The organism is Curtobacterium sp. MCSS17_006 (genome assembly GCF_003234215.1).
Lineage (GTDB): Bacteria > Actinomycetota > Actinomycetes > Actinomycetales > Microbacteriaceae > Curtobacterium > Curtobacterium flaccumfaciens.
Genome location: NZ_QKSO01000001.1, coordinates 414,194 through 435,930, shown reverse-complemented (window position 1 = coordinate 435,930; position 21,737 = coordinate 414,194). Strand labels below are relative to the sequence as shown.

Genomic DNA, 21,737 nt, shown 5'->3' with positions numbered 1-21,737 from the left:
TACTGCGGAACGGACGAAAGGGTGGACCGCTCGATCCGCCCCGTAGGCTCGCGGCAGAACGGACCACCGACCGGTGTTCCGCTCCCGTTCCGCCCGGATTGGAGAAAGTCGTGGCCGATCTCAGCGCCCGCGTCCTCGAGCTCGTCGCATCGGGGCAGGCCGCCAGCCGGACCGAGATCGCGAAGGTGCTCGGAGCCGCCCCGTCGACCGTCTCGCACGTCGTCGGCCAGCTCCTGGAGCACGGGATCCTCGCCGAGGAAGGTACGGACGTCTCGACCGGCGGTCGCCCCCGCAAGGTGCTCCGCATCGGCGGCGTCGACGAGTACGCGGTCGCCGCGGACGTCGGTGGCGGGCACGCGCGCATCGGCGTGGTCCTGCCTGGAGGCGCGCTCGAGTCGGTCGCGAACGTCCCGTTCGCGCTCTCCGACGGTCCGACCGCCGGGCTCCAGCGCCTGGCCGCGCTGCTCGAGCGGCTCGCCGACGACCGTGGTCGCGAAGGGCTGCGGGGCGTCGGGCTCAGCCTGCCCGGGCCCGTCGACGTCGTCGCCGGGGTCGTGGACCTGCCGAGCCGGATGCCGGGGTGGAACGGGTTCCCCGTGGCTGCGTGGCTGAGCGACCGGTTCGGCCTGCCGGCGATCGTCGACAACGACGCGAACTGCATGGCGGCGGGTGAGCAGACCGTCCAGGATCCCGCTCGACGCCAGACCATCACGATCAAGGCCGGCTCGGCGATCGGCGCGGGCATCGTCATCGACGGTCGGCTCTACCGGGGGTCGACCGGTGCGGCCGGGGACATCACGCACGTGCGGATCGACGCCGCCGGGGACACCCCGTGCTCGTGCGGCAACACCGGATGCCTGGAGACGGTGGCGTCCGGAGCCGCCCTGGTCCGGATCCTGTCGAACGCCGGGGTCGACGTCGCCTCGACCGCCGACGTCGTCCGGCTCGCCTCGGACGCGCACCCCGAGGCCACCCGTGCCGTGCGGATGGCGGGCAAGTACCTGGGCGAGGTGCTCGCCGCCAACGTGAACTTCTTCAACCCGGACGCCGTCTACCTGGGCGGCATCCTGTCGACCCTCGACCCGTTCATCGCCGCCGTGCGCAGCCAGCTCTACGAGAGCTGCCACCCGCTGATGACCCAGCACCTGGCCATCGAGCCGGTGTCGCTCGGTGCCGATGCCGGGCTCGTCGGCGCCGGGCAGTTCGCCCTGCAGCGGGGCCTCGCCGCCTCCCTCGAGGAGCTCTCCGCGCCCATCCCCCAGTCCACCACCAGGAACAGGAGCGTCCGTGTCTGAGACCGGTCCCGTCACCCCCGCCGTCCCCGCCAGCACCGCTGGTGCCCGTCGCCCGGTCATCGCCATCGCCGGGCTCGCCATCGAGACGTCGACGTTCACGCCGACCCGGACCCACGCCCCCGCGTTCCACCCGGACCGCGGCGACGAGGCCGTCGCCCGGTACCCGTTCCTGGCGACCATGGCCGACCGGGCGGACTTCCGCGGGGCGCTCATCGGGCACGCGCTGCCCGGCGGGATCGTCGACCGGGCGTCGTACGAAGCCCTGGCCGACGAGATCGTCGAGCGGCTGCGTGCGATGGGTGCGGTCGACGGGCTCTGGTACGACATCCACGGTGCGATGGTGGTCGAGGGGCTCGACGACGCCGAGACGGACCTGCTCGGTCGCATCCGCGCGGTCGTCGGCCCCCACGTCATCGTGTCCGCGTCGATGGACCTGCACGGCAACGTCACGCGCGAGCTCGCCCACCAGGTCGACCTCGTCACGTGCTACCGGATGGCCCCGCACGAGGACACCCTCGAGACGAAGGAGCGTGCCGTCCGGAACCTCGTCGACGTGCTCACCGAACGACCCGTCGGTGCGCAGCGACCCGTGAAGGCCTGGATCCCGATCCCCGTCCTGCTGCCCGGCGAGCAGACCTCGACCCGTCTCGAGCCGGCGAAGTCCCTGTACGCGCAGGTCCCGCTCGTCGAGCAGACCGAGGGCGTGCTCGACGCCGCGATCTGGGTCGGGTACGCCTGGGCCGACCAGCCCCGCGACCAGGCCGTCACCGTCGTCACCGGGTGGGACGAGGCCGCCGTCGCCGCCGGTGCCGAACGGCTCGCCCGCGCGTTCTGGGACGTCCGCGAGGACTTCGTCTTCGTCGCCCCCACCGGCACGTTCGAGGAGTGCCTCGACGCCGCGCTCGCCCCGGGCGCCGCGAAGCCGTACTTCGTCTCGGACTCCGGCGACAACCCCACGGCCGGCGGCTCCGGGGACATGACCTGGGGGCTGACGCAGGTGCTCGCCCGCCCGGAGTTCCAGGACCCGTCCGGCCCGACCGTCATCTACGCGAGCGTGCCCGGACCGGCCGCGGTCGCCGCGGCGGTGGACGCCGGCGTCGGTGCGACGATCACCGTGACCGCCGGTGCGTCGGTGGACCACGTGCATGCCGGCCCGATCACGATGACCGGGCGGGTGCACGCGATCAAGCACGGCGACCGAGACGCGGAGACCGAGGTCGTGCTGCAGGTCGGCAGCGTCTTCGCGATCCTGACGAAGCTGCGGAAGCCGTACCACCACGAGCACGACTTCACCGACCTCGACCTGGCGCCGCGGCAGGCGGACGTCGTCATCGTGAAGATCGGGTACCTCGAACCGGAGCTGTTCGACATGTCCGCCGACTGGATGCTCGCGCTCACCCCGGGCGGTGTCGACCAGGACCTGCTGCGCCTCGGGCACCACAGGATCGAGCGGCCGATGTTCCCCTACGATCGAGTGTTCCCGACGGCACCGGACCTCCGCGCCCGCATCGTCCCCGCCTCCAACGAACCGCTCGGAGCCCCTGCATGAGCACCACCGCCGCACTCGAGATCGCCGTGACCTCTCCGGCTGGTGCGATCACCGCGCGGGACGGCGGCGCCGACCGCGTCGAACTCTGCGTCGGGCTCGAGCTCGGCGGGCTCACCCCCTCGCAGGCCCTGGTCGAAACGACCCACGAGACCGGGATCCCGGCGCACGCGCTGGTCCGCTGCCGTCCGGGCGGGTTCGTGCACTCCCCCGACGAGGTCGAGCTCATGGTGCGCGAGGTCCGCACGGTCCTGCGGTCCGGGGCCGCCGGTGTCGTGGTCGGTGCCCTGCGCCCCGACCGGACCCTGGACGAGGACGCCCTCCGCCGCTTCGTGGACGCCGCCCGGTCGGTCAGCGCCACCGCCGAGGTCACCCTGCACCGCGCGATCGACCACGCGACCGACCCCGTCGCCGCCGCCGGGTCGCTCGCGGCGCTCGGGTTCACCCGCGTCCTGACCTCGGGCGCCGCCCCCACCGCGGTCGCCGGTGCCGAGACGATCGCCCGCATGGTCGAGGCCGCCGGGCCCGTGCAGGTGATGGCCGGCGCCGGGGTCACCCCCGCCGACGTCCGCGCACTGCTCGCCACCGGTGCCGCCGCCGTGCACCTGTCGGCCAAGCGTCCGGCCGCGGACAGCACGCACGCCGGAGTGCCGATGGGCGCCGGGGACGACGGCTCGGCGCACTTCGTCACCGACGCCGAGGTCGTCGCGGCCGCGCGGCGCGCGCTCGACGCCTGAGTCGTTCCAGACCCGCACCGAGTCCCGGACCCACACCGGGCTCCGGACCCGCACCGGGTCCGAGGTGCGGCGCGTAGCGGACGCACACCGCGCCTCCAGGCCAATCCGGGACCACCCGGAGGGACCCGCTCCTACGGTCGGCACCACCTGACCGAACGGAGAACCGTGTCCGCTCCCGTGACCGACAGCACCGAACCCGACACCCGTCGCGCCGAGGTCGCGCGGTTCCTCGAGGAGCACCGCGAACACCTGGTGCGGCAACTCAGCGAGTGGGTGCGGATCCCGTCCGTCGCATCGCAACCCGAGCGCGCGATCGACGTCGACCGGTCCGCGCACTGGCTGGCCGGAGCGATGCGCGAGCTCGGCCTCGAGACCGAGATCCTGCAGGCCGGTCCCGCACCGGCCATGTACGCCGAGCTGCTCGTCGACCCGGCGCTGCCGACCGTGCTCGTCTACAGCCACCACGACGTGCGGCACGCGAAGCCCGAGGAGTGGCACGAGACCTCGCCGTGGGAACCCGTGTTCCGTGACGGACGCCTGTACGGGCGCGGGGCGTCCGACGCGAAGGGGCAGGTGCTCGCCCACCTGTGGGGGCTGCGCGCGCACCTCGCCACCCGACCGGACGGCACCCCGGCCGTGAACCTCAAGTTCCTCGTCGAAGGAGAAGAGGAGCTCGGCTCCAGCCACTTCGCCGACCTGCTCGACGCCGAGCAGGAACGGCTGGCGTGCGACGTCGTCGTGTTCTCGGACACGCTGCAGTGGAAGGCCGGCAACCCCGCCGTCGTCACGTCGATGCGTGGCATGACGGGCGCGACCCTCACCGTCACCGGGCCAGCGCGCGACGTCCACAGCGGCGCCGTGTCCGGCCCCGCGCCGAACCCGGTGCACGCGCTCGTCACCGTGCTCGCGGCCCTGCACGACGACCAGGGCCGCATCACGATCCGCGGGTTCCTGGACGACGTCGACGCGCTCACGGACGAACGCCGTGCCGAGCTGCAGGCACTCGACTTCGACCCCGACGTCTGGGTCGAGCGAACCGAGACCCGGGCGATGACCGGCGAGGCGGGGTACTCGGTCGAGGAGCGGCTCTGGGCACGACCGTCGATCGAGGTGCTGACCCTGCTCGCAGGCGACCCCACCGGGTTCCCACGAGCCGTGGTCCCGCGTGAGGCAACGGCCGAGATCAGCATCCGGACCGTGCCGGGGCAGCGGGTGCAGGCCGTCGCCGAGCAGCTGCGCCGGTTCGTCCGGGACACGATGCCCGACGGAGTGACCTACGAGCTCACGATCCCCGAGGAGACCGGGCAGGACCCGTACGTGACCCCGTCGGGCCCCGAACTCGACGCGCTCGTGCGGGCGATGGAGCTCGGGCACGGCACCGAGACCGCCGGGCGGATGGGCAACGCCGGGGGCGGTCCCGCGGAGCTGCTCGGCCGGGTGTTCGACGCCCCCGTCCTGTTCGTCGGCACGGGGCTGCCGGAGGACCACTGGCACGCCAGCGACGAGAGCGTCGACCTGCGCACCCTGCTCGACGGTGCGGCGACGATCGCGCACCTGTGGAGCGGACTCGGCGAGGCCGGGAATGGATCGTCGCACTCCGGGGCTTGATGCCCCCATGACATCGTCAGCAGCGCGCCGCGGGTGGCTCAGCGTCACGTCCGTCGCACTCGGGTCGTTCGTGCTCGTCCTGTCCGAGTTCCTGCCCATCGGGCTGCTCCCCGCCATCGCCGACGACCTGGACGTCGGCATCGGCACCGCCGGCCTGATGGTCGTCGCCACCGGACTCGTCGGCGCCGTCGCGGCACCGGTCGTCACCGTCCTGACCTCGCGACTCGACCGCCGGGTGGTGCTCGTGTCCCTGACCGTGCTGCTCGTCGTCGCCGACGGCCTCGCCGCGATCGCGCCCTCGTTCTGGGTGCTGCTCATCGCACGGATGCTGCTCGGTGTCGGCATCGGTGGTTTCTGGGCCATCGGTGCCGGGATCGCCGGGCGACTCGTCCGGCCGGAGCTGACGATCCGCGCGACCTCGCTCATCACGGCCGGCGTCTCCGTCGCGACCGTCGTGAGCCTGCCGCTCGGCGCCCTGGTGTCATCGCTCGCCAGCTGGCGCCTCGGCTTCGTGATCGGTGGGGCGCTCGGTGTCGTCGCGCTCGTCCTGCAGCTGGCGATGCTGCCGCGGATCCCCGCGCAGCAGCGGGTGCGGTTCGCCACGCTCGGGTCGCTGCTCCGCGTCCCCCGTGCCCGGGTCGGGCTCATCGCCGCAGCCTTCGTCTTCGCGGCCCAGTTCGCCGCGTACACCTACATCGCGCCGTACCTGCAGCAGCTCGTCGGTGTCGGCCCGGACACCGTGACGATCGCGCTGCTGGTGTTCGGCGTCGCGGGCATCGTCGGCAACTTCGCCGCCGGCTTCACGCTCGACCGCAGTGTCCTCGGCACCATCGGGGCGTCGAAGTTCGTGCTCGCGGCGGCCGTCGTCCTGCTGCCGCTGCTCGCCCACTCCGTCGTGGGGGTCTTCGTGCTGCTCGTCGTGTGGGGCCTGGTGTGGGGCGCTCTGCCGCTCGGGATGCAGACGTGGATGTCGACGGCGTCGCCGGCCGGGTCCGAGACCGGGCTCGCGCTGTTCGTCACGACGATCCAGCTCGCGATCGCCGCCGGTTCGGTGCTCGGTGGGGCCGCGGTGTCGTCGTTCGGTCTGGCTGCCGACTTCTGGCTGGCGGGCGGGGTCGCGATCGTCGGTGCCGTGGTGCTCGTCGCGATGGGGCTGCGGAAGTCGAGCGCCGTGCCGGTGGTCGAGCCGGTCGCGGCCGACCCGACGCCGACCGGCCCGGTGGCCGTCGCCTGCCCCTGACCGCCGTTCCGGGGCCCGCGGAACACCGGTGTTCGGGCGCTGAACACGCGCAGACCGCGGTTCGACGGGTGAACACCGGTGTTTTGCGGAATCGGCCCGACGGACGCAGGGTCAGGTCAGGGTGACGATGCGGTCGGCTGCGGCGATCGCCGCCGGGTCGTGGGCCGCGTGCACCACCACGACACCGGCTGCGGCCTCGTCGGCGAGCGCCGCCACCACGAGCGCCGCGGACTCGGCATCCACGCCGGCGGTCGGTTCGTCGACCAGCAGCACCCCGGCCCGCTGGGCCAGCCCGAGCGCGACGAGCGTGCGCTGCCGCTGCCCGCCCGAGAGCTCCTCGATCGGCCGGTCGGCCAGGTCCGTGATCGCCATCCGCTCGAGCTGCGCGTCGACGATCGCCCGATCGGCGCGCCCGAGCGGCCGCCACCACGAACGGTGCCGCCACCGCCCCATCGTGACGGCCGCGCGGACGGTGAGCGGGAGCGTGGTCGGCGGCACGGACTGGGTCACGTAGGCGACGCCGTCGGACGGGAGGCCCGTCACCCGCCCGGCGGTCGGCCGCACGACGTCCGCGACCACGTCGAGCAGCGTCGACTTGCCGGATCCGTTCGGTCCGGTGAGCGCGGTGACGACCCCGGCGGGGAACGTCACGTCGAGCATGTCGAGGACGGTCCGGCCGCCGAGGACGGCCGTCACGCGGTCCAGGTGGACGGCGGATCGGGGCTCGGCGGGGTCGGTCGGCTCGGTCGCAGGCACCTGAGCACGCTATCAGTATCGATACTCGTTTTCATGTAGCGTCTCGGACTGTGACCTGGCTGACCGATCCGTTCTCCGTCGACTTCATGGTGCGCGCCCTGGTCGGCGGCTCCCTGGCGGCGGTCCTCTGCGCCGTGGTCGGCACGTGGGTACTGGTCCGGGGCATGGCGTTCCTGGGCGAGGCGCTCTCGCACGGCATGCTGCCCGGCGTCGCGATCGCCACCCTGACCGGAGTCCCGCCGGTGCTCGGTGCCGCGGTGAGCGCGGGCGTGATGGTGCTCGGCGTCGGGGCACTGCGTCGTCGTGCCCGACTGTCGTACGACACCTCGATCGGCCTGCTCTTCGTCGGGATGCTCGCACTCGGCGTGATCATCGTCTCGTCCTCGCGGTCGTTCGCCACCGACGTCACCGCGATCCTGTTCGGCGACGTCCTCGCCGTCACCCGGGCCGACGTCGGCGGCCTCGCGATCGCCGCAGCCGTGGCCCTGGCCGTCGCCGTCGCGTTCCACCGGCCCTTCACCGCACTGGCGTTCGACACCCGCAAGGCCACGACGCTCGGCCTGCACCCACGACTGGCCGAGGTCGTGCTCATCGGGCTCGTCACCCTGGCGGTCGTCGCCTCGTACCGGGCCGTCGGCACCCTGCTCGTCGTGGGCCTGCTGCTCGCGCCGGCGGCCGCCGCCCGCGCCTGGACCCGGCACGTGGCCTCGACGATGCTCCTCGGCGCCGGCATCGGTGCCGCCGCCGTCCTCGTCGGGCTGCTCGTCTCCTGGCACGCCGGCACCGCCGCCGGCGCGAGCATCGCCGCGGTCGCCGTCGCCAGCGTCGTGGTCTCACGCGCCCTGGCCGCCGTCGTCCTGCGGCGCACCCCGATCCTCACACCGGCGCGCGCGGCCGCGCCGGCAGCACCACGATCCGCCGCACCGTCTCGAGAGGGAGCATGAAGCACTCGACCACCAGCCGCGCCCCCGCGCGCCTCCTGTCCACCATCGGCCTCGCCACCGGCCTGGCCCTCACCGTCAGCGCCTGTTCCACGGGCACCCCGTCGGCCGACAGCTCGACCGGCACCGCCCGTCCCCACGGTTACGTGGCGGGCGCGAGCGAGTCCCAGGAACCCCAGGTGCGCCTCCTGGCCGTGTCGGCGACCGGCGCGACCGCGCTGCACGACCTGCTCACCGAGGAGACCACCGAACTCGACGACGTGGACGCACCGGAGCACTCGGCGACCGACGGACGGTTCCTCGTGACGAGCGATGCCGACCGCACGACGATCGTCGACGGCGGGTCCTGGACCGTCGACCACGGCGACCACACGCACTACTACGCAGCCGAGCCCCGGGTCGTCGGCACGATCGACGGCGGTGGCCGGCTCGAGGTGCACTCGTCCGAGACCATGACGACGATCACCTGGCCGGACCGCGCCGAGGCCGTCGTGCTCGACCGCGAGGCGCTGGGCCAGGGCAAGGTCGACGAGACCGCCCGGATCGACGCGCGCGTCCTGCTACCCATGGGCGAGCAGCTCGTGGCGGCCGACGGCGACACGGTCCGCGTGCTCGACGCGGACGGCGAAGCAACCGCCGCCGGCGCCGCCGAGCAAGCGTGCACCGACCCCGCCGGCGGGATCGTCACCCGCGCCGGTGCCGTCGTGGGCTGCGCCGACGGAGCGGTCGTGGTGGACGACGCCGGCGAGACCTCGTTCGTCGACCTGCCCGACGGCGCCGAGCGTCCGACGGCCTTCGCCGCCCGCGCCGGCCGGCCCACCGTCGCCGGACTGGCCGGCACCACCGGGTTCTGGCTGCTCGACGTGCGCGAGCGCTCCTGGCGGCTCGTACCGACCGAACGACCCCTGCGCGCCGTGGTCGCGGTGGACGACGAGGACGAGCACGTCGTCGGCGTCGACGACACCGGCCGGGTGGTCGTCGTGACCGCCTCGACGGGGAAGGTGGCCACGACGACGGCGCTCATCGACATCGGCGCAGACGACCCCGCGCCGATGCTGCAGCTCGACGCCCAGCGCGCCTACCTGGCCGATCCCGCGGACGGCACCGTGCACGAGATCGACTACGCCGACGGCGCCCGGGTCGCCCGCACGATCGAACTCCCCGTCGCCCCCGTCGCCTTCGCCGAGGTCGGACTGTGACCGGCACCAGGATCCTGACCGCGGGTCTCGTCGCCGCGATCGTCGCCCTCGTCGCCACGGGGTGCACCACCGCCGGCTCCGACCGACCCCTCGTCGCGGTGACGACGAACATCCTCGGCGACGTCGTCAGCGAAGTCGTCGGGGACCAGGCCGACGTCATGGTCCTCATGCCCCCGGGCGCCGACCCCCACTCGTTCGAGGTCTCCGCGCAGGAAGCCGCACGACTGCGGAGCGCCGACCTGGTGGTCGAGAACGGGCTCGGGCTCGAAGAGGGGGTCGCCCGTCACGTCGCGGCGGCGGCCGAGGACGGTGTGCCGGTCTCCACCGCCGGCGACGCGTTCGACCCGCTGGAGTGGACCACCGAGGACGACAGCGGCCCCGACCCGCACTTCTGGACCGACCCCGCCCGGATGGTCGACGTGGTCGAGGCCCTCGACCAGGACCTGCGCGACGCCGGCATCGAGCCGACCGGCACCGATGCCTACCTGGACGAGCTCCGCGACCTGGACGACACGATGACGACCGCGTTCCGGACCGTGCCCGAGGGACGCCGGGCGCTCGTCACGAACCACCACGTGTTCGGGTACCTGGCCGACCACTACGGGTTCCGGGTCGTCGGGGCGGTGATCCCGAGCGGGACCACGCTGGCCTCCCCGAGCGCCGCCGACCTGCGTGACCTGGCCGACGCCATCGACGAGGCGGGGGTCCGGACGATCTTCGCCGACGCCTCGCAGCCCGCGCGACTGGCCGAGGTACTCGCGGAGGAGGTCGACCTGCACGTCGAGATCCGACCGCTGGCGACGGAGTCCCTCACGGAGGACGGCGACGCCTCCACCTACCTCGGCATGATGCGCTCGAACACCGAGGCCATCGTCGACGGCCTGTCGACTGGTAATTGAGAATGAGAATCAATACAGTGAGCGACATGACGAACACGAAGACGCTCCGGGCCGCGTGGCCCGCCGCCCTGCTCGGCGCGGCCGCCCTGGCCCTGACCGGGTGCGCCACGAACACCGACGCCGGGTCCGACACCACTGCGACCCCGAAGGCCGACGGGACCCGCATCACCCTGACCTACGACGGCGGCCTGCTCGTCCTCGACCAGGACCTGCAGGTGGTGGCCGACGACGCGATCGACGGCTTCACCCGGGTCAACCCGGCCGGCGACGGACGCCACGTGCTCGTCACCGTACCCGAGGGCTTCCGGGTCCTCGACACCCAGGCCGAGCCGGCCCTGACCGACGCGGTGTTCCCCGCCGACACCGGTGGCCACGCGGTCGTCCACGGCGACCGCACCGCCCTGTTCGCCGACGGCACCGGGGACGTGACGACGTTCGACCACACCGAGCTCGACGGCGCCGACCTGCCCGAGGTCGAGACGACGAAGTCCGAGGCCGCCCACCACGGCGTCGCGATCGAGCTCGAGGACGGCACGCTCCTGACGACGATCGGCACCGAGGAGAGCCGTTCCGGCGTGCGCGCCCTGGACGCCGACGGCACGGAGATCACCCGGTCCGAGGAGTGCCCCGACGTGCACGGCGAGGGTGCGGTCAAGGGTGAGGTCGCGGTGTTCGGCTGCACCGACGGCGCCCTGGTCTACCAGGACGGCGCGTTCGAGAAGATCGACGCCCCGACCGAGTACGGCCGCACCGGCAACCTGTTCACCACCGAGGACTCGTCCGTCGCCGTCGGCGACTACAACGACGATCCCGACAGCGAGGGCTACCTGCTCGACCAGATCGCCCTGATCGACGCGGCCTCGGGGAAGTACACGGTCGCGGACATGCCCGACGGCGTCGGCTTCACGTTCCGCGACCTGGCCCGTGGCCCCGGCGACGAGGCCGTCGTGCTCGGCGACGACGGTGCCCTGCACACCTTCGACGAGACGACCGGCGAGCAGCTGGAGTCGTACCCGGTGATCGACGCGTGGGAGGGCCCGACCGAGTGGCAGGACGCCCACCCGGCTCTGAAGGTCGAGGGTGACATCGCCTACGTCACCGACCCCGCCGAGCAGAAGATCCACGCCGTCGACCTGACCACCGGCAAGGTCATCGCCTCGAGCGACGAGCTGCCGGGCGTGCCCAACGAGATCGCGGTCGCGTAGCGACGAGCGAGCGACGAGCGCGCTGCGAGCGCGCGGCGGGGTCCGGAACACGACCCCGAGACGGACAGGAGGCCCGTGGCGATCCCGCCACGGGCCTCCTGTCCGTCGTCAGCGCGTGGACCGCGCGACGTCAGCCACCGTCCGTCAGCCCTTGACCGGGATCGACTGCGCCTTGAGCGCCGCGATGGTCTTGGACTGCCCGGACTCGAGCGCCTCGCTCAGCGTGCCCGAGCCGGACGCCGCCTGCCCGAAGCCGTCGGACACGTCCGAGTAGGTCTGCGTCATCGTCGGACCCCAGGTGAAGGGCTGGATGTCCTTCGCCGCGGTGGCGAACTCCTCGTAGATCTTCTGGCCACCGTAGAAGTCGAGCCCCTCGGTCAGGGCCGGCAGGTCGGCGCCGGTGGTCGAGGCCGGGTACAGGTTGGCCTCCTTGTTCAGTGCGGAGAGCGCCTCGGTCGAGGTGTTCAGCCAGACCAGGAACTTCGACGCCTCTGCCGGGTGCTTGCTGCCCGCGAAGACGACGTTCGACGAACCGCCCCAGGCGGCCGACTTGGTCTCGCCGGACTTCCACTGCGGCATCGGGGCGACGGCCCACTTGCCCGAGGTCGACGGGGCACCGCTCGAGATGGTGTTCGCACCCCAGACCGCGGAGACCCAGGTCCAGTCCTTGCCGCTGTCGTAGGCGTTGTTCCACTGGTCGGTGAAGCTCGGCAGGGTGTTGACGAGCTTCTTGTCGATCAGGTCCTGCCAGTAGTCGGCGACCTTCTTCGACGCGGCGTCGTCCAGGTTGACCTTCCAGTCCTGGCCCGAGTTCTCGAACCACTGGCCACCGGCCTGCGAGACGAGCCCGGCGAACTGGTTGACGTCACCCTTGGCGAAGTTGGTGATGTTGCCGCCGAGCTTCTTGATCTTCACGGCGTCCTCGGCGTACTCCTCCCACGTCTTCGGGGCGTCGAGGCCGGCCTTCTCGAACAGGTCCTTGCGGTAGTACAGCGCCATCGGGCCGGAGTCCTGCGGCACGGCGTAGACCGACTTCGACTCACCGAAGGTGACCTGGTTCCACAGGCCGTCGGAGAAGTCCTTCTTCGCGTCGCTGATGCCGGCGCACGCGCCGATGTCCTCGAGGCCGCCCTGCACGCGGAACGCCGGCAGGGTGTCGTACTCGACCTGGCCGATGTCCGGCGCCTGCTTGGCCTTCAGCTGGTTGAAGAAGTTCTGGTAGGTGCCGCTGTTGCCGTTCGCGACGATCGAGACCTTGACCTGGATGTCCGGGTTGGCCTTGTTCCAGATCGCGACGACCTTGTCCATGTTCGGCACCCAGGTCGTGAAGTCGAGGGTGACCTTGCCGTCCGAGGGCTTGCAGCTGGCGGCCGCGGTGTCGGATCCACCGCCGCTGCTGCTGCCACCGGTGCTGCAGCCGGCGAGGGCCACGGTGGCGGCCACGGCGATCGCGGCGACGCTGAGGAACTTCGTTGTCTTCATGCTGTTTCCGTTCGGATGTGGTGTGGGGAGAGCTGGTGCGGGAAGGGGTGCGGGTCGAGGGGCTACTTCAGGCCGCCGGAGCCGAGGCCGGAGCGCCAGAAGCGCTGCAGGCTCAGGAAGGCGATGAGCAGCGGGATGATCGAGACGAACGACCCGATGAGCACGAGGGTGCGCAGGTCCGGGTACTGGTTCACGCTCGAGTTCCACGTGTAGAGGCCGAGGGTGACGGGGAACAGCGACGAGTCGCGGAGCATCACGAGCGGCAGGAAGAAGTTGTTCCACACGGCGACGAACTGGAACAGGAAGATCGTCACGAGTGCGGGCGACATGAGCCGGACCGCCACGGTGAAGAACGTGCGGACCTCGCCGGAACCGTCGATGCGGGCGGCCTCGATGATCTCGTCCGGCACGCTCGACGCCGCGAACAGCCGTGACAGGTAGACGCCGAACGGGCTGACGATGCTCGGCAGGAACACCGACCAGAACGTGTCGGTCAGGTCGACCTGGCTGAAGATGAGGAACAGCGGCAGGGCCAGGGCGGTCGCCGGCACGAGCACGCCGCCGAGGAACACGTTGAACAGGACCTCGCGGCCGCGGAACCGGTACTTGGCCAGGGCGTACCCGCACATCGCGGAGAGCACGGTGCCGAGCAGGCCGGCGACCCCGGCGTAGGCGATGCTGTTCAGCAGCCAGCGCAGGTAGATGCCGTCCTGTCGCGTGAACAGCTCGACGAGGTTGCCGAAGAAGTCCTGCACCGAGGTGGCACTGAACCACAGCGAGAACGTCGAGTTGAAGTTCGCCGCGGTCTTGGTGGACGAGACCAGCAGCCAGAAGATCGGCAGCAGGAAGTAGAGGGTGAAGACCCCCATCACGATCATCGCGGCGCTGCGCGAGATGACGCTCTCACGGGGACCGCGCGCTCCGCGCTGGTGCGGACGGGAGGCCCGGTTCGGCTCGAGCGGTCGGCCGACGTCGCGGACGAGGTCGCCTTGGGACGGGGCGTTGACGGTCATTCGGCGGCCTTCCGCTGGGTCAGTCGGAGGAACCCGATCGACAGGACGAACGTGGCGACGGCGAGGACGACCGAGAACGCCGCGGCGAGGTTGAAGTTCGGCACCGAGGACGTCGAGTAGACGAGCATGTTCGGCGTGAACGTCGACGAGATGGTCGAGGTGAACTGGCGGAACACGGTCGGCTCGGTCAGCAGCTGCAGGGTGCCGATGACGGAGAACACCGCGGTGAGGACGATGGCCGGCACCACGAGCGGGATCTTGATCGACAGGGCGATCCGGAGCTGGGACGCACCGTCGAGCTTCGCCGCCTCGTACACCTCGGCGGGGATCGCGAGGAGCGACGAGTAGATGATGAGCATGTTGTAGCCGACGTAGACCCAGGTCACGACGTTGGCGACGGCCCACAGCACGGTGCTGCCGCCGAGCAGGTCCACCCGCGAGGTCACCGCGGAGAACGGCGACAGGTCGGGGGCGTAGAGGTAGCCCCACATGATCGCGGCGATGACGCCGGGCACCGCGTACGGCGCGAAGAACGCCAGGCGGAAGAACCGCTTGCCGCGCAGCAGCGGGGAGTCGAGCAGCAGGGCGAACAGGAGCGCGAGCCCGAGCATCACCGGCACCTGCACGACACCGAACAGCAGCACGCGGAGCACGGAGCTCCAGAACTCGCCGTCCTGGAACACCAGGGCGTACTGGCTCAGACCGCCGAAGACCTGCGTCGGCGCGCCGAACGTGCCCTGCCGCTCGATCTTCTGCAGCGACTCCCACACGGCGTAGAGGATGGGGACCAGGTAGAACGCCGTGAACAGGACGGCGAACGGCAGGACGAAGATCGCGATGGCGCGGCGGTAGCGGAACCCGCCGCCCCGGCGTCGTCGGGTCGCGCTGGGCGACTGTGCGGTGGTGGTCATGAGCGGTTCCTGTCGGTGCGGATGATCTGGGTCCCGCCGGGGGCGATGGCGGTGGTCCCGGTGACGGGGCGGTCGGCGACGAGCTCGTGGCCGGCCTCGTGGTGCTCCACGGTGCGGTCGGAGTGGTTCAGCAGGAAGACCCACTCGTGGGTGTCGTCCCGGCGTCGCACGACCTCGAGTCCGAGGCGGACGGCGGGGTCGGCGCGCACCCCGGCCTCGTCGAGGACGCGGTGGACGAACCCGCCCAGCGCACCGGCGTCGAGCACCGTGGACGTGTACCAGGCGGTCCCGGCGCCGTGCTCGTTGCGGGTGACGGCCGGACGGCCGGCGAGCGAGCCCTCGGCGTAGTCGACGACGCTCGTCGCACCGCGCAGCTCGACCGGCTCCGACCAGACGCTGCCGGTCGTGCCGTCGGACAGCGCGATCGTGGCGTCGGCGGCGAGCGGGAGGAACTCGTCCACCCGCACGCCGAGCAGGTCGCGGAAGGCGCCGGGGTAGCCGCCGGTGCGGACGCGGTCGCGCTCGTCGACGATGCCGCTGAAGCAGCTGACGATCGCGTGCCCACCGCTGGCGACGTGGTCGACGATGACGGCCGCGTGCTCGTCGCGGACCAGGTACAGCTCGGGGACGACGACGAGCGCGTACCCGTCGAGCGGTGCCCCGGGGGCGACGACGTCGACGGTCACGCCGAGGTCCCAGAGCGCGGCGTGGAACGCGTGGACCTGCTCCAGGTAGCGGAGCGCGGTGCTGGGGTGGGCCTCCAGGTCGGCCGCCCACTGGTTCTCCCAGCTGAACACGAGCGCCACGTCGGCGACCACGCGTGAGCCGCGCAGCTCGCCGAGCCGCTCGACCAGGGCGCCGAGCGCGACCACGTCGCGCCAGGTCCCCGACTCGGTGCCGGCGTGCGGCAGCAGCGCGGAGTGGAACTTCTCGCTGCCCTGCACGGACGCGCGCCACTGGAAGAAGCAGACCCCGTCGGCCCCGCGGGCGATGTGCGCCGCGGTGTTCCGGAGCATCTCCCCCGGGGCCTTCGCGACGTTGTGCGGCTGCCAGTTGACGGCGCCCGTCGAGTGCTCCATGAGCAGCCAGGGGGCGCCGCCGGCCAGGCCACGGGTGGTGTCGGCGGCGAAGGCGAGCTCGACGTGCGGCCGGGGCAGACGGTGGTCCAGGTAGTGGTCGTTCGCGATGACGTCCATGTCGCCGGCCCACGACCAGTAGTCGAGCGCCGTGATGTGCGCGGCGACCATGAAGTTCGTCGTGACGGGCTTGTCGCTCAGCTCGCGCAGGACGGCGGCCTCGGCGCGGTGGTGGCCGAGGAGCTCGTCGGACGAGAACCGGTCGAAGTCGATGGTCTGCGCCGGGTTCGTGAACGACAGCGTCGCGCGGGGCGGCAGCACCTGCTCCCACGCCGAGTAGCGCTGGCTCCAGAACGAGGTGCCCCACGCGGCGTTGAGTGCGTCGACCGTGCCGTACCGGGCCTGCAGCCAGCCGCGGAAGGCCTGGGCGGAGACATCGCAGTAGCAGTGCGCGTTGTGGCAGCCGAGCTCGTTCGACACGTGCCAGAGCCGCACGGCGGGGTGGTCGCCGTAGCGCTCGGCGGTGGCGCGGACCAGGGCGAGGGCGTGCTCGCGGTAGATCGGCGAGCTCGGGCAGAACGCCTGGCGGCCACCGGGCCAGCGGGTGGTGCCGTCGGCGACGACGGGCAGGACCTCGGGGTACCGGGTGGTGAGCCACGGCGGGGTCGAGGCGGTGCCGGTGCCCAGGTCGACCCCGATGCCCGCGCCGTGCAGCAGCTCGATGACGGTGTCGAGCGCGGCGAAGTCGTACTCGCCCTGCTGCGGTTCGACGTGCGACCAGCCGAAGACGTTGATCGCGACGAGGTTCACGCCGGCCTCGCGCATGAGCCGGACGTCCTCGACCCACACCTCGGGGTCCCACTGCTCGGGGTTGTAGTCGCACCCGAACGCGAGGCCCGTCGAGCCGAGGCCGAGCGCGCCGGTGGCGGTCGTCGGCAGGGTGGTGGTCGTCACGGGGATCCTCGCTGATCGGGGCGACCCCGGCCGCCTCGGTCGCGTGCGACCCCTTCGACGGCGAAGGCCACCCAGTGTTCTGGGAGCGCTCCCAGTCCGCACCGGCCGATCGGGTCCGAATGTTTCTGGGAGCGCTCCCAGCTCAAACACCAGCGGCTGCACCCTGTCAACTGCGAGGCGTTCCGAGGGCTCCTCAGCGGCGGATATGGTTGCCCCATGTCCGAGGTCCGATCCGCTCGTCAGCGCGCCACGATCCAGGACGTCGCCGACGAAGCGGGGATGTCCCGCGGCACCGTCTCACGGGTGCTCAACGACGAGCCGTACGTGTCGCCGAAGGCGCGCGAGGCCGTGCAGGACGCCGTCCGACGCGTCGGCTACGTGCGCAGCGCCGCCGCCCGCAGCCTGGTCACCCGGCGTTCCGGGGCGATCGCGCTCATCGTCCACGAACCCTCGGTCGTGGTGCTCGACGACCCCAACATCGGCAACATCCTGATCGGCACGAACGCCGTGCTGTCCGATGCCGACCAGCAGCTCGTCACGATCATGGTCGACTCCGCCCGCGACAGCGAGCGCGTGGTCGAGTACCTGCGCGGTGGGTTCGTCGACGGCGCCATCGTGCTGTCCGCCCGTGACGGCGACCCGATCACCGGCGCGATCGAGGAGATCGGCATGCCCGCGTGCTTCGTCGGGCACCCGTCCGACGCCGCGAACATCTCGTACATCGGCATCGACAACCGCGCCGCCGCCGAGCAGATCACCCGGCGCCTGGTCGACACCGGTCGACGCCGGATCGGGATGCTCGCGTCCGGGCTCGACCGCGACTCCGGCCAGGACCGTCTGGCGGGGTTCACCGCGGCACTCGGTGAGCGCTTCGACCCCGACCTCGTCGCCCGGAACCCCCTGTTCAGCTACACCGCCGGCGCCGAGGGCATGCGCGAGCTGCTCGAGCGGGCCCCGGACATCGACGGCGTGTTCGCCGCGTCGGACGCGGTCGCCGCCGGTGCGATGGACGTCCTGCAGCGCAGCGGCCGGAGCGTGCCGGGTGACGTCGGCGTGGTCGGGTTCGACGACAGCGCCTGGGCACTGCGGTGCGACCCGCAGCTGTCGACGGTGCGGCAGCCGGCGCGCCTGCTCGGCGAGCAGGCGGCGCACCAGGTCCTCGAGCAGATCGGCGGCACCGACGACGGCCCACGCGGCCTGCTGTTGCCGACGGAGGTCGTCTGGCGCGGGTCCGCGTAGCCGGCCGCAGAGCGGACGGGAGGCCCGTGGCGGCGTCGCCACGGGCCTCCAGTCCGTCCGCGGGTGCGTCCCGCACCCGCTGGGTCAGCCCTGCGGCGGCGAGTAGAGCTGCAGGTCGTTGCCCTCGCTGTCCTTGAAGGGGATGATCTTGCCCCACGGGTGCTCGCTGATCTCGCCCTGGATGTCCGCGCCGCGCTCCTTGAGCGCGGCGACCTCGTCCTCGATGCTGCCGTCCGGCTGGAACGACACGACGGCGCCGCCGTCGCTCGCCTGGCTGGCGGACTCGCGCCCGTTCAGGCCGACCATCAGGCCGCCGGCGTCGATCTCACTCCAGTCGTCGGACTGGTCCTTGACGGTGAGACCGAGCGTGTCGCGGTAGAACGCGACGGCGCGCTCCATGTCGCTGACGGGGACCCAGACTGCTGCGACTCCACTTGCCATGGTGTTTCCTCTCGTCGTGGTGTGCCCTGGACGGTAGGCAGCGCTCGTGCACGGCGGTACAGGGTCGGTGTCCCCCGGCGTCGGGTCAGCCGACCGCCGGACGCCACATGCCGATCGGGGTCGCCGCTCGGAACCCCGCGATCGGAGCGCCGTCCGCGAACCCGTGCCGTCGGTACAGCCGACGGTTCACCGGGGTGGAGGACTCCAGGTACGCGCCGTCCGACGTCCGGTCCGCGCGCTCGAGTGCGTGGCCGAGCAGCAGTCCGCCGATGCCCCGACCACGCGCTGACGCCGACACCCCGATCTCGGCGAGGTACCAGTGCGGGGTGACCGGTCGGGCGCGCTCCATGCGGCGCAGGTGGGCCACCGCGCGGAGTGCCCCGCCGAGCCCCAGGGTCCGGAGGAACGCCGGCACCTGCCGCGCGAAGGCCCGGACGCTTCCGGACTGCCGACCGGGTGCCTGCCAGAAGGCGGCGCCGACCACGCGGTCACCGATCGTGGCGACGTCCACCCGCCGCGCGGGCATCGGCACCGACCGGATGAGCGCGGCGAACAGCCCGGCCAGCACGGCGGAGCGGTCCTCACCGGATCGCGGCGGCCGGAACTCGGCGAGCACCGGGTCGTCGGCGAAGGCCTCGGCGAGGACGGCCGCGGCCGCCTCGAGCTCGGCGGGTCCTGCTGCTCGGACGACGGTCTCCATGGTGACTCCTCGGATCGGAAGACTTGGCCACTTGGCCGACTTCATGTTGGCGGACGGTCCTCCAAGCGCCCCGTGCACTTCCCGTGATGATCGGGGGGATCCCGGGCGCCGACGGTGCGCGAATCGGCCACCACGATGCTGCGCAACTCGCACCTGCAAACCGACCGGGGAAGCGCTCCGAATGTCATGTGTGCCGCACACTGCGGCGCGCACGAGAAAAGAGGGCTGATCATGACCAGCAGCGCAGCAACCGCACGCACCGGCTCGGGATCGACGTGGACCCAGCGGGGTGCGTTCGTCTTCGGTGTCGTCTTCCTGATCGTCGGCATCGCCGGGTTCATCCCCGGACTCACCATGGACATGGGCTCGATGTCCATGGCCGGACACGGCTCGATGGCCCTCCTCCTGGGCCTGTTCCAGGTGTCCGTCCTGCACAACATCGTGCACCTGCTCTTCGGCATCGTCGGGCTCATCGCCGCCCGCCGTGCCGCCTCGGCACGCCTGTACCTCATCGCCGGTGGCATCGTCTACGCGGTGCTCTTCGTCTACGGCCTGTTCACCGCCGGCATGGCCGACCCCGCGAACTTCGTCCCGCTGAACAGCGCCGACAACGTCCTCCACGCCTTCCTGGCCGTCGCGATGATCGTGCTCGGCTTCGTCCTGCCGCGGATCGGGACGCGCACCGCGCGCTGAACCGCACCACATGACGGACGGGAGGCCCGTGGCGACACCGCCACGGGCCTCCCGTCCGTCGTCAGGGGCGCCCGTCGTCCGCGTCGACGACGCCCGGGGTCGGGGTGGTGCCGGTGAAGGCGTCGCGCATCGTGCCGACACCGCGCTGCGGGTGGGCGCGGTCGAGGTACTTCGCCCGCGACTCCTTGCGCGGTTCCGGATCGGTGCGCATCGCCTGGTTCCGGTCCTGCTGCAGCGCGCTGTCCACCTCGCCCTCGCGGTTGAACGACCACATGAGCATCGGATCACCGATCGGCAGGTCGTGTGCGGGCTGCGAGCCCATCGGGGTGCTGTGCCAGGTGTGCCAGGTCTTGCCGTACGAGTTCACCAGGTGCCCCATCAGCTCGGTCTCCACCGCGATCGGCAGGCCCGGAGCGACGAGTTCACCGGAGAACACCTCGTGGTTGTGCGGGTGCCACGACGCCTGCTCGGCCTCGGGCAGGGAGTCGAAGAGCCGCTCGGACACGATGTACTCGATGCCGATCAGGTTTGCATCGGCGGTGTTGCCGTCGAAGAGCACGCACTGCAGCATCTCGGCGTTCACCACCTTGCAGAAGTGGTGCGCCTCCATCTGCACGTCGGGCTCGCCCTTCACGCAGTGGAAACCGACGACGTAGACGTCGAAGCCCCGCAGCGGCGCCGAGGTCTGCAGCACGGCGGCACCGCGGTCGAGCAGGGCGAGCTCGAAGCCGCCGGCCGCTCCGGGCGGGGTGACACCGGTGTTCCGGTCGTGCACGGTGGGGTTCAGGGGCATGGGGGGCGTCCTTCCGTCCGTTCGAGGTGGGCGCCATGCAACCCGGCAGCCCCTCGGAACGCTGTGCGGTTGCGGCGTACTGTCCGCTGCATGCCCGCACTCATCGACACGTTCACCCTGTCCAACGGTCTGCACATCCCGAAGATCGGCTTCGGCACCTGGCAGATCCCGTCCGGCTCCGACGCGTACGACGCCACGAAGACCGCCCTCGACCTCGGCTACCGCCACATCGACACCGCCCTGGCCTACGGCAACGAGGCGAGCGTCGGCGAGGCCGTCCGCGACAGCGGCATCCCCCGCGACGAACTCTTCATCACCACGAAGCTGCCGGCCGAGATCAAGACGGCTTCGGGCGCCCACGACGCCTTCGAGGAGTCGAGCAACAACCTCGACCTCGGACACGTCGACCTGTACCTGATCCACGCGCCGTGGCCCTGGAGCGACATGGGCTCCGACCACCGCGACGGCAACGTCGAGGTCTGGAAGGTCTTCGAGGAGCTCTACGACGCCGGCCGCACCAAGAGCATCGGTGTCTCGAACTTCGCCGTCGCCGACCTCGAGGACCTGCTCGGCCGCACGGACGTCGTCCCGCACGCCAACCAGATCCGCTGGTTCATCGGCAACACCCAGGACGAGACGACCGCCTTCGACCGCGAGCACGACATCCTGACCGAGGGCTACTCCCCGCTCGCCACCGGTGGCCTGCTCGAGAACGAGCAGATCGCCGAGATCGCGGCGAAGTACGACAAGACCGTCGCCCAGGTCGCGATCCGCTACCTGCTCGAGAAGGACGTCCTGCCCCTGCCGAAGTCCACGACCCCGTCACGCATCGCCGAGAACGCCGACGTCGACTTCGTGCTCACTGCCGAGGACGTGGCCGCGCTCGACGCGCTCGAGGACACCGCGAACTGACGCGACCCCGCCCCGGCCTGGAGGCGCGGTGCCAGCTGGCACCGCGCCTCCGGTCGGTACACGCCGAGTCACGGGCGAGGCTCAGCCACCGTGCGGA

General features: G+C 71.7%; 20 protein-coding genes. 12 read left to right on the top strand and 8 right to left on the bottom strand.

The window, feature by feature from the left end:
* Positions 1–110: 110 nt before the first annotated feature.
* The 5 genes from DEJ21_RS02175 (at position 111) to DEJ21_RS02155 (ending at position 6,426) form a co-directional block, all read left to right on the top strand.
* Entirely contained in the window at positions 111–1,295 is a 1,185-nt protein-coding gene (locus DEJ21_RS02175; protein WP_083404204.1) for an ROK family protein, read from the top strand.
* Positions 1,288–2,844 (top strand): M81 family metallopeptidase, encoded by a 1,557-nt coding sequence (locus DEJ21_RS02170; RefSeq protein WP_111223549.1) that lies wholly within the window; start codon positions 1,288–1,290, stop codon positions 2,842–2,844. Before DEJ21_RS02175 ends, DEJ21_RS02170 begins: the two co-directional genes overlap by 8 nt.
* Entirely contained in the window at positions 2,841–3,578 is a 738-nt protein-coding gene (locus DEJ21_RS02165; protein WP_071245156.1) for a copper homeostasis protein CutC, read from the top strand. The genes DEJ21_RS02170 and DEJ21_RS02165 overlap by 4 nt, the downstream gene beginning before the upstream one ends.
* Before the next feature lie 177 nt (positions 3,579–3,755).
* Entirely contained in the window at positions 3,756–5,186 is a 1,431-nt protein-coding gene (locus tag DEJ21_RS02160; RefSeq protein ID WP_111223548.1) for a M20/M25/M40 family metallo-hydrolase, read from the top strand.
* A 7-nt stretch (positions 5,187–5,193) separates the two neighbouring features.
* Positions 5,194–6,426, top strand: a complete 1,233-nt coding sequence (locus DEJ21_RS02155) for an MFS transporter (RefSeq protein ID WP_111223547.1) — start codon at positions 5,194–5,196, stop codon at positions 6,424–6,426.
* Between the two features lie 111 nt (positions 6,427–6,537).
* Here DEJ21_RS02155 and aztA read toward each other — a convergent pair whose 3' ends face one another.
* Positions 6,538–7,182, bottom strand: a complete 645-nt coding sequence (gene aztA, locus DEJ21_RS02150) for a zinc ABC transporter ATP-binding protein AztA (RefSeq protein WP_258374835.1) — start codon at positions 7,180–7,182, stop codon at positions 6,538–6,540.
* Between the two features lie 50 nt (positions 7,183–7,232).
* Between aztA and aztB the strand changes: the two genes are divergently transcribed.
* The 4 genes from aztB to DEJ21_RS02130 are packed head-to-tail and all read left to right on the top strand — an operon-like array spanning position 7,233 to position 11,426.
* The gene (aztB, locus tag DEJ21_RS02145; RefSeq protein WP_111223546.1) at positions 7,233–8,126 is read left to right on the top strand and encodes a zinc ABC transporter permease AztB; all 894 of its coding nucleotides are present in this window, start codon (positions 7,233–7,235) and stop codon (positions 8,124–8,126) included.
* Positions 8,123–9,322, top strand: a complete 1,200-nt coding sequence (locus DEJ21_RS02140; protein ID WP_111223545.1) for an ABC transporter — start codon at positions 8,123–8,125, stop codon at positions 9,320–9,322. The genes aztB and DEJ21_RS02140 overlap by 4 nt, the downstream gene beginning before the upstream one ends.
* A complete protein-coding gene (locus tag DEJ21_RS02135; protein WP_258374834.1) occupies positions 9,319–10,221 on the top strand; it encodes a metal ABC transporter substrate-binding protein in 903 nt (300 codons plus the stop codon). Before DEJ21_RS02140 ends, DEJ21_RS02135 begins: the two co-directional genes overlap by 4 nt.
* 26 nt (positions 10,222–10,247) lie before the next feature.
* Positions 10,248–11,426 carry a hypothetical protein gene (locus tag DEJ21_RS02130; protein ID WP_111223582.1) on the top strand — a complete coding sequence of 393 codons (1,179 nt, stop codon included), beginning with the start codon at positions 10,248–10,250 and terminating at the stop codon, positions 11,424–11,426.
* 144 nt (positions 11,427–11,570) lie between these two features.
* On the opposite strand, the gene DEJ21_RS02125 is transcribed toward DEJ21_RS02130, so the two are convergent.
* The 4 genes from DEJ21_RS02125 to DEJ21_RS02110 all read right to left on the bottom strand — a co-directional run bounded on the left by DEJ21_RS02125 (position 11,571) and on the right by DEJ21_RS02110 (position 16,862).
* Positions 11,571–12,908, bottom strand: coding sequence for an ABC transporter substrate-binding protein (locus DEJ21_RS02125; protein ID WP_111028690.1), 1,338 nt, complete (start codon positions 12,906–12,908; stop codon positions 11,571–11,573).
* 62 nt (positions 12,909–12,970) lie between these two features.
* The gene (locus DEJ21_RS02120) at positions 12,971–13,921 is read right to left on the bottom strand and encodes a carbohydrate ABC transporter permease (RefSeq protein ID WP_228516621.1); all 951 of its coding nucleotides are present in this window, start codon (positions 13,919–13,921) and stop codon (positions 12,971–12,973) included.
* On the bottom strand, positions 13,918–14,832 hold the full coding sequence (locus DEJ21_RS02115; protein ID WP_027467229.1) for a carbohydrate ABC transporter permease: 915 nt from the start codon (positions 14,830–14,832) through the stop codon (positions 13,918–13,920). The genes DEJ21_RS02120 and DEJ21_RS02115 overlap by 4 nt, the downstream gene beginning before the upstream one ends.
* Positions 14,829–16,862 (bottom strand): beta-galactosidase, encoded by a 2,034-nt coding sequence (locus DEJ21_RS02110; RefSeq protein ID WP_111223544.1) that lies wholly within the window; start codon positions 16,860–16,862, stop codon positions 14,829–14,831. The genes DEJ21_RS02115 and DEJ21_RS02110 overlap by 4 nt, the downstream gene beginning before the upstream one ends.
* 216 nt (positions 16,863–17,078) lie before the next feature.
* On the opposite strand from DEJ21_RS02110, the gene DEJ21_RS02105 reads away from it, so the two are divergent.
* A complete protein-coding gene (locus DEJ21_RS02105) occupies positions 17,079–18,101 on the top strand; it encodes a LacI family DNA-binding transcriptional regulator (RefSeq protein WP_071245173.1) in 1,023 nt (340 codons plus the stop codon).
* Between the two features lie 84 nt (positions 18,102–18,185).
* Here DEJ21_RS02105 and DEJ21_RS02100 read toward each other — a convergent pair whose 3' ends face one another.
* Complete coding sequence (locus tag DEJ21_RS02100) at positions 18,186–18,542, bottom strand: VOC family protein (protein ID WP_111223543.1); 357 nt, start codon at positions 18,540–18,542, stop codon at positions 18,186–18,188.
* Between the two features lie 85 nt (positions 18,543–18,627).
* Positions 18,628–19,242: a GNAT family N-acetyltransferase gene (locus DEJ21_RS02095; protein ID WP_111223542.1), complete on the bottom strand. Its 615-nt coding sequence runs from the start codon at positions 19,240–19,242 to the stop codon at positions 18,628–18,630.
* A 231-nt stretch (positions 19,243–19,473) separates the two neighbouring features.
* Between DEJ21_RS02095 and DEJ21_RS02090 the strand changes: the two genes are divergently transcribed.
* Complete coding sequence (locus DEJ21_RS02090) at positions 19,474–19,935, top strand: DUF4383 domain-containing protein (RefSeq protein WP_111223541.1); 462 nt, start codon at positions 19,474–19,476, stop codon at positions 19,933–19,935.
* A gap of 61 nt (positions 19,936–19,996) precedes the next feature.
* On the opposite strand, the gene DEJ21_RS02085 is transcribed toward DEJ21_RS02090, so the two are convergent.
* Positions 19,997–20,728 carry an OBAP family protein gene (locus DEJ21_RS02085; RefSeq protein ID WP_111223540.1) on the bottom strand — a complete coding sequence of 244 codons (732 nt, stop codon included), beginning with the start codon at positions 20,726–20,728 and terminating at the stop codon, positions 19,997–19,999.
* 90 nt (positions 20,729–20,818) lie between these two features.
* Between DEJ21_RS02085 and DEJ21_RS02080 the strand changes: the two genes are divergently transcribed.
* Positions 20,819–21,640: an aldo/keto reductase gene (locus tag DEJ21_RS02080; protein ID WP_111223539.1), complete on the top strand. Its 822-nt coding sequence runs from the start codon at positions 20,819–20,821 to the stop codon at positions 21,638–21,640.
* The last annotated feature ends 97 nt before the right edge of the window (positions 21,641–21,737 follow it).